This is a genomic window from Pseudomonas sp. LH1G9 (assembly GCF_002949975.1).
Classification (GTDB): Bacteria; Pseudomonadota; Gammaproteobacteria; order Pseudomonadales; family Pseudomonadaceae; genus Aquipseudomonas; species Aquipseudomonas veronii.
Map to the genome: position 1 here is coordinate 2270852 of NZ_CP026880.1, position 12720 is coordinate 2283571.

Sequence of the window (12720 nt, forward strand, 5' to 3'; positions counted from 1 at the left end):
TGGAGTTGCAATCCCTAATTATTTGTAACCGTCCCCTCAAAGGACTTAGTTGAGCTTCGCGAAACGATACAAAGCTGAACCTCAATCATAGCCCGGCCCACCGGGCTTTTTCACACTCCAAGGTAAACTTAGGATCTCAGCATGACGACTATGGCAGAAGCCCTTCGCAGCTTCGTTGAGCAAGCAACCGGCGGCGTAACAAGGAAGCAAATCAAAGACCACATCGAAGGCAAATTTCCAGGCGAATGGGCACCAGGCACCCTGACCGCACATCTCTATGCATGCGCTGTAAACAATCCTAAGGCCTACATCCATCACAAATGGGCAGATCGTTTTCTCTACCGATCTGAAGACGGGCGTTTCCACCGATACAGCCCACAAGTGCATGGAGTGAATACATGGGCGCCTTCTGTTGAGAGTCAGTCGGATGAATTTGAAACTAGCGATGATGCCAGTATCGAGGAGCTTGTAGAAACCTCCATTACCCTGGAGCGGGACGTCGAAACCCATTTGGTTCGCAACCTCGATAGCATCGAGAAGGGCCTGCGCTTCGTCGATCGCCAGGTCAATATCGAAGTTGGCCGAGTCGACATACTCGCAGAGGACGCGGCAGGTCGCCGTGTTGTTATTGAACTGAAGGTCGGACAGGCGAAGGATTCTGCAGTTGGCCAGATTGCCCGTTACCTCGGCTGGTACGCCCGACAAGATGGTAAGAGACCTCGCGGAATGTTGATCGCAAGCGAGTTTCCCGAGGCGGTCCGGTACGCCACCGAGGCCATACCAGATCTCATGCTAGTCCAGTACAAAGTGCTGTTCGCCTTTAACTCTGTTTCGATTGATGAGTAGGGACGCGCTTCCTGCACAGCCCGGCCCGCCGGGCTTTTCACTCTCTGCAAGGAACGTTGATTGCCCATGCTAACGAACTCACAACGTGGCGACGTTCTAAACTTCGCAGTAAATAATTCACTCATTTCACACGCCGGAATTTTCGAGTTGTGGCAGTGGCTATTCGTCGTCGTAGAAGGCACCGAGTTGAATGCCTACAGACTAGGTGAATATCTGATGCCGCCCTGGACTCGCCCGGTTCATAAGCTTTTCAACTCGCGGATAGAAATTGCAGACTGGATCGCTCAGGACCCATGCCCGCTGCTTCGAGGCGTAAACCGATACTTGGACTTGCTTGGGTACTAACGTCATACTGACTCCTGTCCGGGCATCCAGCGTGGATGGAATGCCAGTACCTTGCTTTGTCAGCGCCGTAGTAGCTTTGGGCCTTAAAATTAGCCAGTAGGGAAGGCCAATGACCACTAACAGACAAAAATCGAAGCTAATTCGCGATGCCGTGGATAACGCTGGCACCTCTCTTGATGAGCATTGCAAAGCCAGGGAAGTGATAGTCGGCAACCTGATTCAAACAAAAATCCCGATAGTCAAAATATGTGACAAACATATAAGGGTCGACGAGAACGACCCGGCGCCCTATGAACTTAGCAAAGAAGCCAAGGAAATTTTCAAAGGCATAGCTGATGCGATTGAAAGTTCGAAACAGGCCGACTTAAGCGACACCGCCGACGACCTTGCTCTCTGGCACGACATCAGCCTCCTGCCATAGCGCAGGCTAAAGGATTTACCAGTCTTTTGCCTGCAAGCCCAAGGACTGGGGTTGCGCCAATTTCGGCGCGTTTATGACCCGGAGGTCAGTGTGAGTAGTTGCGCTTGCCGCTTTACCTTCTTGCTTAGACCTAGCGCACGAGCTCGTCGAATTTTTTAACGACGGTTGAATCGCAGTCCTTACCGGCGATAGTAAATACCTCACTGCCTGACTGGTTATCTATTAGAGATATATCAAAAATCGAGTATCCCCTAAGGTCCCAGATGCAGGTGTCTACCTGTTGGTAAGCTACTTTCAGGGTATATCGTGTATTGAATGTGTCGTAGTGCTGGAGTGAGGTTTCCTTACCCATTGTTCCTTCAATGATTGATGCGCCTTTGTAAACGCTCATTTTCCAACCATTTGACCTCAAAGATTGTTTGAGCCCCCGAGTAGACCGCTAGACCCGACGGGCACCGTGACGCTTTTAGCGGATGAATCTATCCGCTCGAAATTGTTTACGTTTTGGCTATTGCAGGCCGTCAGGGACGTCATCATTAAAACTATCGCCAGTAACCTGTTCATTGTTTCCCTCTCGATCATGAGGGCCGAAAGCACCCTGCTGCTAAGGCCTGGACCCAGTAGGACTGGGCTTGGGCATTACCGGAATTTTTCCTAGGCCTTGGGCTTCGGGGCTGGAGACATCAACAGCCCGCAGGTTGCGCACAAATAGGTACCATCCGGACCATCTCTGAGCCCTGGATTGCCCCCAGCATCGACAACCACGTCCTAACCTCGATTATCGCAGACTCATGAGTACATCACCCGCCACCAAGATCGACAAAAAATGCACCTGACACAGGAAAACCGCTGCCAATTAAGGCTAGAGCCTCCTGTAAATCAGGCCGGTTGCGGAAGCGATTCAAAAAATTGCGGAAGCGATCTTAAATCGCAGGCAATAAAAAACCCCGTAGACGTTAATCTACGGGGCTTTTAAGAGTGGAGGCCGAGGTCGGAATCGAACCGGCGTAGGCGGATTTGCAATCCGCTGCATAACCATTTTGCTACTCGGCCTCAAACGATCAGTACCCTGGTTGCTGGCACTCACCGCATACAAACTTGAGTGGGCTATGTGAAGCGTGCCTCTACTCTAACTTATTGAATACATTGAAGTTTTTAATGCTTCATTGCGTTCGATGGGCGCCATTATGTACTCATTTGCTTTTGCCTGCAACCCCTTGATTTCAAAAAATATTCTGCCCTGGCATCAAGGGGTTGCGTGCGCGCCCTACTCTTTGATGACCTGCGATTGGTACTGCGGATCGGCCTTGATCTGCGCTTCGCTGAAGGGCAGCGGGCGGAGGTTTTTTTCGGAGAATGCGTGTGTCTGGTCCTTTGCGTATTTCGATGCAGGGTTGCTGGACAGGGAGAATGTCAGTAAGCCTTGGGCGCGGGGGCCGTTGGCGTCGAAGGTGACGATTTGCAGGTAGCTGCTGCCGCTGACCACTTCGCGTTTGCCATCGGCGCGGGGCACGGTTTGCATGGCGTTGTAGATGCCAAGCTGTTGCGGGCCGCCGTGGATTGGGGTCTGGCCGGAGACTTGTAGGTCGCCCCAGCGGCTGTTGGCGGTGAGCCCGAGTTGGCCGGCCTCGACGGTCGAGGCCAGCATGGCTTCGCGCAAGGCCTTGGCGACGGGCGCTCGCTCGATGGCCAGGCCGCGTGGGGTGGTGAGGGGTTGGGCCGGGTCGAAGGCGACACGCCAGGCGTCAGGGCTGTGCTGCAGGTGTTGCATCAGGTTGATGAAATGCACCAGGCCCAGGCCGCTGTCGAGGTTGGCGCGCTGGTCCCAGGTTTGCAGGCTGGCGCACAGCGGTTGCAGCGTGGCGGTGTCGGCACCGAGGTGTTTGGCGCAGAATTCGAGCAAATCGGGCATCACCTGGCTGGCGAGGTAGACCTGGTTGTCCATCACCATGTTTTGCAGGTCGGCAACGCTGATCGGCCGGTTGTCCAGCGACTGCAGGCGTTGCACGGCGAAACGCGCGCGGGGGCCGAGGCCGGTGTTGTCCTGGCTGATCACCGGGGAAAAACCGGTGAGGGGCGCCTTGGGGTTGACCATCCAGGCCGAATCGTTGGAATGCTGCACGTAGTCGGTACGTTCCAGTTGCGGCAACTGGTCGGCCGCGAAGATCCCGGCTTGGGCAGCGCGCGGGTCGACGTCCCAGGCGCAGGCGCTGCGGGCACCGTCGAGTACGATCAATTGCAGGCCGGCCCGTGGGTCACTGCATTGCGCGAGTTTGGCCGCGTTGACGTTGGGCACCACCGACAGGTTCATGAACAGGCTCTGCCCCTGGTCATCCGCAGCCAGGGTATTGACCCACGGGATGCCTTGCAGGGTGTGTACCGCGGTTTGCAGCTCCTTGACGCTGCCGGCGCGATTCATCGCGTACCACTGTTGCAGCACGCGGTCGTTGCCCAGGTTGGCATCGCGCAGGCTGAAGGCGTAACGGTTGTCCCAATCAAGCTTGCCAGGCCATTGCACGACCGGGCCGAATTGCGAACGGTAGACGGTATGCGCCTGCTCTTTGAGGCTGCCATCGGCTTGTTTGACCTGTACCGTCAGCGTGGTTTTATCCAGCGGGATGGATTTACCGTCCAGCAGGTAGCGCGTGACATCCTTGGGATCGAGGGTCAGGCGATACACGGTGAAATGCTTGGACGTGTCGACGGTATGGGTCCATGCCACATGCTGGTTAAAGCCGATATTCACCAGGGGCAAGCCCGGCAGTGCAGCGCCCATCACATCCAGTTGGCCAGGGATGGTCAGGTGCATCTCATAAAAGCGCATGCCGCCGATCCAGGGGAAATGCGGATTGGCCAGCAGCATGCCACGCCCGTTGAATGAGCGGTCACGGCCCACGGCGACGGCGTTGCTGCCTCGGTCCAGAGTGAAACGCTGTTGATGCGCAGCGGCCAGTTCAAAGGCCTTGGCGTCGCCCAGTCGATGGGCGGTGGTGTTGGGCGGCGTGGCGCCGACAAGGGCTTCGGCGAATTGGCCGACGCCGCCTTCCACCAGCAGCCTGCGCGTCAGCTTGATCACATCCTGCGGCGTGATCGGCCGTACCCACGCCGCCTGGCACTGGGCCGGAGCGCCCTGCTCTGTCAGATAACGGTTGTAGCCGGCGACGTACCCTTCGATACGCTGCTGGATCGGTGGGCTCTGCGCCGCCCAGAACGTGGCCACCGCCTCTGGTGTATTCAGCCAGGCAAAGAACACATCGCTGGTAACGTTGTTGCGCTCATCCAGGGTCGATTGTTCAGGGCCAAAGAACCTGGCGCGCTCTCCGCTCACCGTGACCACCTCGTTGGCCAGCAGGCACAGATTGTCCTGGGCATAGGCGTAACCGATGCCGAAGCCCAGGCCGCGCTCATCACTGGCGCGGATATGGGGCACACCGAAACTGGTGCGTCGGATGTCCGCCGCCTGCACCACCGCCTCGCGCGCGGATGCGGCCAGGCTCACGCCCAGCAATAGCGCCGTCACACACACCCTGGACAACCCGTTACAAATAATCACGCAGACCCCACCGTCAGATTGAACCGCCTCACAGGGCAATCACCCCAACGTAAGAACGCAACAGCCCGCGAATAATTTAGGTACGAATGCGGCCGCGTCATTTTCTGCGCTACGAGGGTGGTCAGTCCAAGCTCCGATGGCCTCCGTTACACATACTGACAACCCGCACCGCCCGCAAGCGGAACACAAGCACCTGCTTTCAACACCCAAACGAGCGCCTTCATACAAAGGCGTTCGTCGGCAAGGACTGCCTCACCGTGTGAAAGAAGGTACTCAGCATGACATCCGTCACCCTAACCTCCGGCTCGTCCCAGCAACCTGTTTACCCGCTGCTGCCCACGGCTTTAGCGACCGACGACATGGCTCCGGTCGCAGACCCGCCTACAGAGCAAGAAGTCGACAGCAATGACAACCGCCAGGCCCTCAAAACCGCATTGGCGCACAGGCGCAACCTGCAAACGCTCGCCCGCCAACTCAAGCAGGCCGCCCAGTCACTGGCACCGCAAGCCAGCGCCGAAGCAGTGCTGCGCGCACTGCAAGAAACCCTGATGGACGTCGATCCAGACTCGGCGCTTCAGCATCAATCGCCGCAGAAAATCAGCCTTGAGCGTTTCATCACACACCACGGCACGTACATTCCGGCCACGCGTGAAGACCTTTTCGACATGGCCGACGCACTGATCAATCATTCGTTGTCGCACCCATTGGGCAACTTGGGCGGCGGGCTCAGTTGGGCATTGCCGCTGAGCGTGGAACACCAGCGCGTGGTGCGCGACGTCGTGGCCGACAACACCGAGAAACTGCCGGGCGTGCCCCTTTTCGACCCTCGGCGCGGAGCATTGGGGTATCTGCTGGAAGGTAATCCGCTATCCGGTACCGAGCTACAGGACCCGGCCAAGGCGTTGGAGAAACTCCTCGATACCCCCAAGGCGCAGGAGCTGGGCCAGGCGATACAGGCCAAAGTCGGCGGCATCGCGACCGATACCAGCGCAAACGACTATGTACTGAGCGCGATCCACTTGGGGCTGGACCCCGAATCCATCGAACAGCCTGGCAGAAATACCGTCGCGGGCTTCAACCTCGCTGCCGAGAGCCACTGGGGCATGTCGCCAGCCAGTGTGATCAGCGCACTGGCCAAACACCTGAGCGACAGCGGCAAGACTTCCCTCGCTAGCGCGGATCTCGGCGCCAGGTTGCTGCTGGCACGGGTGGCGCCGCAATATCTGGTCAAGGATATTCCCGCCACGGTGGTGTACGGCAGCCAGGCATGGGCCAACTTGTGCATCGCCGTGGCTGCGATTGAAGCCCAGGCACCCGGCAAGGCAATGCACATGGATTTTGCCGAGGTCATGCGCCATGCCGACTCAATAGCACCGGCGGGTGAAGCGGCGCAGAAGGCCGCCTTGATCGATTGGGGCGTGGTGAACGGTTTTCTCTACGCCAAAGATGATGCGGCGTACAACAACGCAGAAATCGAGTACACCCGCGAAGCCTTCAATACCCAACACAGCGAATTGAGCGCCGCGTCCAAAGAAGTCGGCGCGACACTGCCCAGCCGCAAACAGATGGCGCTGGATCTGCTGAAAGCCACCTTCGGCGAACGCGATGACTTTGAGGATCGCGTGTTGCACATCAACTATAAATCCAACGACCCCAAGGCCCCGCGCTTCAGCCAAGCCTATTCGATGCTCGACATCACTCAGCAGGGGCTGGAAATCGACGCGCAGAGCTGGCTGGTCAGAGGCGCGCGCGCCGACATCGATCTTGAGGCGTTTGCGCAGTTCACCCGAAGCCCGTCTTTCAATATCCCGCAGGCGTTCGACACGGCATTCACCAACGCGTTGGACACTATCAAACAGGTAAAAAAATACTCACTCATCAGTGCCATTGACCGCCTGCCGTTGGCAGATCGAACACGCCTCAATTATGGAAAAATCAGTTTTTTCAAGGAAAACGACTACCGCACCAGCTTGATTCCTTTCGCCCAAGACAAGGTCTTCCACACCAGCCCAAAGATCCTCGTACACAGCGAATATCAAAACAGCCATCAGACATACGAATTCGATACCACAACCGGCATCATCTCCAAGGTTGACCAGGGCAGGATCAGCCGGCCCCACCAATACGTGTCGGACGAAGTCAACAAAATCGAAGCGTTTCATCCCAATCGCTCAACCCACAACTACGACGCCGAAGAAAAGGAACCGCAATACCCCACCTTCAACACGTTCCAAAGTCCGCGAACCCACTACATCGCCGACGCACTGATCAAGGCGTTGGGGTTTGATGAGCCTGCCGTCAAGCAATACGCCGCAGGCGAAACCCCGGACGAGGCGCGACGCGAATGGGTCAGTTCAACAACGGACGCATTATTGAACCTGATCCCCCTCCGCTCGGCGATCACCCACTTGCGCAACGGTCACTACAAGGACGGCGCGATTGACCTGGCGCTGGATATATTTGGCTTTGTGACAGCCGGGTTGGGCGCTACCGCAAAACTCGGCAAGGCAGTGACAAACGCGGGTTCAACCCTGGGTGCCTTGGCGCGTGGCGGCAAAATCCTCGGGGTCACCGCACTCAACGCCTTCAACCCGTTGAGTGGCAGCGTTGACCTGGCGGTGGGTGCCGGCAGACTTGTCACGGATGGCATCAGCGCCAGCGCGCAAGGCATCCGCAAGCTGCGCGGCACGGCCAACGGCCAGTCGCTGGTCATCGCCAGCCAACGTTACGAGGCCGCCGCAACAGGCGTTTTACAGGTGGGTACGCAGCAAGTGGAAGGCTCGGCCATACGCCAACACGGTAAATGGTATGCCTTCGATTCAGACACCATGCGGCCTTATGGGCCCGTACTCGACGCATTCACCCCTGTCCATACACTGATGCCGCCCTCACCCACTGCCCAACACCCGGGGCGATCGGCTCGCGATCATCGCTTCAACCCGCTGAGCCGACCGTCACGTCCGCCACTCAGTCAACCGCCGGCTGGGCTGCCAGTCGAGCCGGTGCGTAAAATCGACCATTTGCCCGACGCCGAGTACGTGAGCAGCATTCGTGGCCGCCCCATCGAGGGCCATTTCACCCCCAGCAGAAAGCAGGCAACCCATGAGAAATTCGCCCAGGAAATGCGCGATTTTTATACGCACATGGCCGCAAACGGGCTGCCCCCTCGCCCCGAGTTTCCAAACATTCCCGCGCCAAAGAAAACGAGCGATGTGATTGCCGATGCTTTTCGCACGGCGCCTGGCCTGGTATTCGGCGAATCCCACAGCAGCTTGGCGGCTTTCCGAACTTTGTATGACAACGTCGATGTGTTTGTTCAAAACAAGGTAAAAAAGCTATTCGTCGAAGGCCTGGTGTACGACAAAATCATGCGCTGGAAAGACGATGGCATGGGCCGGATCGGGCTCATATACCGCCCTCCCAACCAACGCCCGACCCTGGGCGAACTGTTGAAGAAATTCGAAGACAACGGGATCGAAATCGTACCGCTTGACCATTTTTACCTGACGCGGCACAACGACGAACGCCACCTGTTCGGCGGCCCCATCAAGACACCTGCGCAGGCCAAACGACGACTCGAAGAGTTCAACTACTACGCCACCCGCACCATCGAGCAACACGCAGGCGAGGACAAGTGGGTTGCCCTGGTAGGGCGCCATCATCTCAATACCACCCAGAATGTTCTGGGCCTCTCCGAATTGACCGGCGCCACCGGCATCGCCGTATATGGAAGAGCCGGACGCGTTAACTACGGCGTTCGCTCGGCAGACCCACGCCCCGGCCCCTCGGGCACCCTCACCCCTGCGGATGACTTGACCGGCGACCTGCAGATTTTCGCCGGCGAAGTGTGGCCGGTGTGACGGGAACAGCAGCCAGAAGACGTCTATCCAGAGCGATTGCAATGTGACAAAGCGGATACCGACAAATTTTCTACATCCGGCACTTCATGATTTGCATCGCTCGTTCGTCTTATTAGGTAACAGCGCCATCATTTTCCTGATCAGGCTCTGATAAGGAGTTTTTGCATGTACAACTCGCAACTGCCCACGGACGGACATTCACCGACCGCCGAGGCCGCTCATGGCAGAGGCGCCCAAGCGTTCGGCAGCGCACCTGAACAGCACGGCAATCAGCGCATCCGCCATTTGCTCAAGTGTTTTGGTTTGCGCACCAGCCTGATCCGGCTGAAGGTCATCGACGCCCTCCTCACCGCCGCCGACAACCAGCGCACCCTTGGGGTACGCGGGGTACACAGCCATTTGCTGGAGCTGGGCATCCCGTTGTCGTTTCTCAGCGTGCGCGAGGTACTCAAGCGCCTGTGCAGCGAGGGCGTGATCACCCTCAATGCCGACAAAAGCTACAGCCTCCATGAAGAGGCTGCCAAAGTACTCGAAGGCCGCGCCTGACCCACGCAGCAGAATCAAAAGTTGGGCTTGACCTTGCGCCGCATCACACCGTTGATCACGACCACGGTGACCGCCACCGCAATGGCGATGTACTGGAACGTTTTTTCGCTGATAACCCCGGTGTTCTGCAAGTAGGACAGGCCAAACATCGTCCCCAGTACGACCAGGGAGATCAGAATCGAGTATTTCAAACGTTGCTTTTGCGTCATGACGGGTTCCTGAACCTTGAGAATGTATCCACTTTGTATCGCCGAACATGCCAAATACATACCCGCTGGCGGGGATGGAATCGGGTCGGCAGGGTCTCATGTTACAGGCGATGAAAAACTTTGGCTTGCCCGTCGCCTGATTCAATCTATGAGTACCCTAGAGGATTTTGAAATGTTCCGTCGAATCACACTGCTGATTCCCTTGTTGATCATCCTGAGCATGAGCGGCTGCATCATTTTCCCACACGGTGGTGGCTGGCATGACCACCGTTACTACGGTGGCGGCCCGGGTTACTACCACCGCTGATCACACGTGCGTCTCGCTCTCCCTGCGCAGAGCGAGACCGCTCAAGCCGTCGCTTATCCACCTGCCTTCAAAGGGCGCGTTTGGCCCGCCGATCACCGCCGGCACGAAACATTTTGCACCAAGCTTCTCGCCATCCTGCGGAACACTTTCAGCCAACCCACCACGGAATGGGCAGCCCTGATGCGCAATCAGATGCTCACCTCATTGAATGTGAAGGCCCCGCCGATGCTATTTCCTCTCGTTTATTTCGCAGCCACTCATACCCACACGCCACAACCTGCCCCTCGCGATAAACCCTCGCCTTACGATCCCCCATCCGATCTGACGCCAGACGGCAACAACCTCAGAAAACACCCGCTGCACACTGACGGCGACGTGACAATCAGTCGACTCATTGACTGGAATACATCGGACCCCGAAAAACCGGAGATTAAGAGCAGTTGGCTTTTCGTGGAAAGCGGTAACCATTCGGACCGTATCCATGTACGCAGTTGGCCCGGCGACAAGCTGCAAATCCTGATCAACGACAAGCCCTATTTTTTCGACATCAAAGAAAAACAAGGCCCGGAGCAGCACCTCTGGATCGAGACCCAAGGGGGCGATGACACGGTAATAATCGACGATGACGTCAAGCTTCGTGTTGACGTTGAAGGGGGCGATGGCAACGACTACATCCGGGCAGGCGGCGGCCGGAGCAGACTCTATGGCGGGAACGGCAAGGACTTCCTGCAACTGGGCAGTGGTCTCGGCTATGCCGAGGGCAATGACGGCGACGACACCATCCTTGGGGGAAGCGGCCATGCCGTGATGTATGGCAATAAGGGCATGGACCTGCTCATTGCCGGCGACGGTCCCGCCACCAAGCAGAGTTATCTGGACGGTGGCGACAACGAAGATGTACTCGTCTCAGGCAGCGGGCATACGGTTTCACATGGCGGCAATGACGATGACCTTCTTATAGGGCGCGACCGTACCACCTTCTATACAGGGAAAGGCCACGACACCATTTTGAATAATCAGCGCAAGGACCGTATCTACGCCAACGCCAGTGATCATTTCGACCGTACCCAAGGCTCGGCTTTCACCGAGGTGAAACCCAGCAACGCCGGCGAGCAGGCGTTCATCGTGAAAGACGGGCACCTGGAGTTCAAACAACGGGTAACCGACGACCTCGAATTCCTGCGCAGTTCGCCGCTAGGCCAACAGACCCTTGCCAAAATGGATGAACTCGCCGTGCTGAACGGCGGCAAAGTCACCATCGAACGAGGTGACTCGGGCAACACGTCATACGTTTTCTGGAGAACTGATCAGGACGAGCTGACACCTGAGGCATACGAAGCTCTCACCCCATCGGAGCAGGGAATCATCCAAAATGGTGTGGCCGGTTTGGGCGCCAATAGTGCCCACATTTTTTATGACCCCCAGTCTACCCGGGAGCGAGCTGACGGTACCTTTACAGGGTTTCCCGTAACCGGCCTCTTTCACGAGATTGGGCATGCCTACAATGGCGCCACCGGCACGTTCCTGGCGGGTGAGAGTACCCAACGTCGGGAATCAGGCAGAACGGACCTCGTCCCGCATTTAGAACACCAAGTCGTTGGCCTGCCCAGCGATGCAGAACCTTTTGACCTCGATAACGACCCCGCCACGCCACCAAGCACCATTAATCCAAAACCCTTCACTGAGAACGGTTTGACCGAAGAAATGGGTAAACCGCTTAGGAAAAGTTACCGATTTGATCTCAGTGCTCAGGGGGACGGTCTCTAGTACACCCTTCACACGCCAGCCGGTCAGCCATATCAACAACCTCAGCACCCAGAACGCCACGGCTGCCGAGCAGCAAAGCGCTGTGACCGAGTGGATCAACCGCAGCATGGTCCATATCCGACATATGGTCGAAGAGCGGGTGCAAAGCGGCCATGCCACTGAAACCAATACGCAAAGCCTGCTCAACGCCAATGCCTGGGTGATCGCGCTGATGAGCCGCTTCAAGGTGCAGTGATAAATTTATGAGACACTCCCGTGCAATGCATGGGAGTAGGTCTATCCTGACAGCTCCGGGTGCAGAGTTTCACCACACAGGAGGTGTTCCATGCGCGCTGTCGAGCAGTCGGTCCGCCTGGAGCGGATCAGTCAGGAACGCTTTATCCAAGCGCCTATCGAGGCTGTCTACAACTATGTAACCCAGCCCGATCGCTGGCACGAATGGCACCCGACCTCCCTCAGTGCCGACACCGGCACCACCGGTTCACTCTCCGCCGGCACGCGCTTTACCGAGGTGATCGACCTGCTGGGCGTGCGGGTGCCGATGAGTTACCGCGTGCAGATCGCCCGGCCGCCGGAAGAATTCAAGGCGGTATTCACCTCCCTGGCCGTCGACGGCTCGATTCACTACAGCCTGCACGCCTGCCGTGACGGCACGCTGTTCAAGCGCGTGTTGACCTACGAAACCGAACTGCAACTGGCCGGCTTGCACGAGCGCATGGTGGAGCTGTCCACGGTTGCGCTGGACCAGCTCAAGCAACGCTTGGAAAACCCCGCCTTCGTCGAATAAGCCAACATACCGTCGAGCTTCCGCACGGCCGCGATGCGCCTTAGTCTCGACGGCAAGCCTATCGACCCAACGACCGGAC

The 12720-nt window shown here is 57.5% G+C and carries 9 protein-coding genes, 1 tRNA gene and 1 pseudogene; 8 read left to right on the top strand and 3 right to left on the bottom strand.

Going from position 1 to position 12720, the window contains the following annotated elements; genetic code table 11:
* Window positions 1-141 precede the first annotated feature (141 nt).
* Both C5F70_RS10575 and C5F70_RS10585 read left to right on the top strand, forming a co-directional pair.
* The gene (locus C5F70_RS10575) at window positions 142-846 is read left to right on the top strand and encodes an endonuclease NucS domain-containing protein (RefSeq protein WP_104903262.1); all 705 of its coding nucleotides are present in this window, start codon (window positions 142-144) and stop codon (window positions 844-846) included.
* Between the two features lie 454 nt (window positions 847-1300).
* On the top strand, window positions 1301-1612 hold the full coding sequence (locus C5F70_RS10585; RefSeq protein WP_057004210.1) for a hypothetical protein: 312 nt from the start codon (window positions 1301-1303) through the stop codon (window positions 1610-1612).
* 979 nt (window positions 1613-2591) lie between these two features.
* Here C5F70_RS10585 and C5F70_RS10595 read toward each other — a convergent pair.
* Together C5F70_RS10595 and C5F70_RS10600 are read right to left on the bottom strand one after the other, a co-directional pair.
* Window positions 2592-2665 (bottom strand) — tRNA-Cys (locus tag C5F70_RS10595).
* 214 nt (window positions 2666-2879) lie between these two features.
* Window positions 2880-5165 carry an acylase gene (locus tag C5F70_RS10600; RefSeq protein ID WP_104903264.1) on the bottom strand — a complete coding sequence of 762 codons (2286 nt, stop codon included), beginning with the start codon at window positions 5163-5165 and terminating at the stop codon, window positions 2880-2882.
* Window positions 5166-5443: 278 nt separating this feature from the next.
* On the opposite strand from C5F70_RS10600, the gene C5F70_RS10605 reads away from it, so the two are divergent.
* Both C5F70_RS10605 and C5F70_RS10610 read left to right on the top strand, forming a co-directional pair.
* Window positions 5444-9025 (top strand): membrane-targeted effector domain-containing toxin, encoded by a 3582-nt coding sequence (locus C5F70_RS10605; RefSeq protein WP_104903265.1) that lies wholly within the window; start codon window positions 5444-5446, stop codon window positions 9023-9025.
* Window positions 9026-9190: 165 nt separating this feature from the next.
* Window positions 9191-9571, top strand: a complete 381-nt coding sequence (locus C5F70_RS10610) for a hypothetical protein (protein ID WP_017846378.1) — start codon at window positions 9191-9193, stop codon at window positions 9569-9571.
* 14 nt (window positions 9572-9585) lie between these two features.
* Here the strand turns inward: C5F70_RS10610 and C5F70_RS10615 are convergent, their stop codons facing one another.
* On the bottom strand, window positions 9586-9780 hold the full coding sequence (locus tag C5F70_RS10615) for a hypothetical protein (protein ID WP_017846379.1): 195 nt from the start codon (window positions 9778-9780) through the stop codon (window positions 9586-9588).
* 172 nt (window positions 9781-9952) lie between these two features.
* Between C5F70_RS10615 and C5F70_RS31060 the strand changes: the two genes are divergently transcribed.
* From C5F70_RS31060 to C5F70_RS10630, 4 genes and pseudogenes are all read left to right on the top strand, one after another.
* Window positions 9953-10087 (top strand): hypothetical protein, encoded by a 135-nt coding sequence (locus C5F70_RS31060; RefSeq protein ID WP_017846380.1) that lies wholly within the window; start codon window positions 9953-9955, stop codon window positions 10085-10087.
* 6 nt (window positions 10088-10093) lie between these two features.
* Window positions 10094-11854, top strand: a complete 1761-nt coding sequence (locus tag C5F70_RS10620; protein ID WP_256588395.1) for a M91 family zinc metallopeptidase — start codon at window positions 10094-10096, stop codon at window positions 11852-11854.
* Between the two features lie 22 nt (window positions 11855-11876).
* Window positions 11877-12089 (top strand): annotated as a pseudogene (locus C5F70_RS10625) (methyl-accepting chemotaxis protein); the annotation flags it as partial.
* Window positions 12090-12179: 90 nt separating this feature from the next.
* Window positions 12180-12641 (top strand): SRPBCC family protein, encoded by a 462-nt coding sequence (locus C5F70_RS10630; protein ID WP_017846383.1) that lies wholly within the window; start codon window positions 12180-12182, stop codon window positions 12639-12641.
* The last annotated feature ends 79 nt before the right edge of the window (window positions 12642-12720 follow it).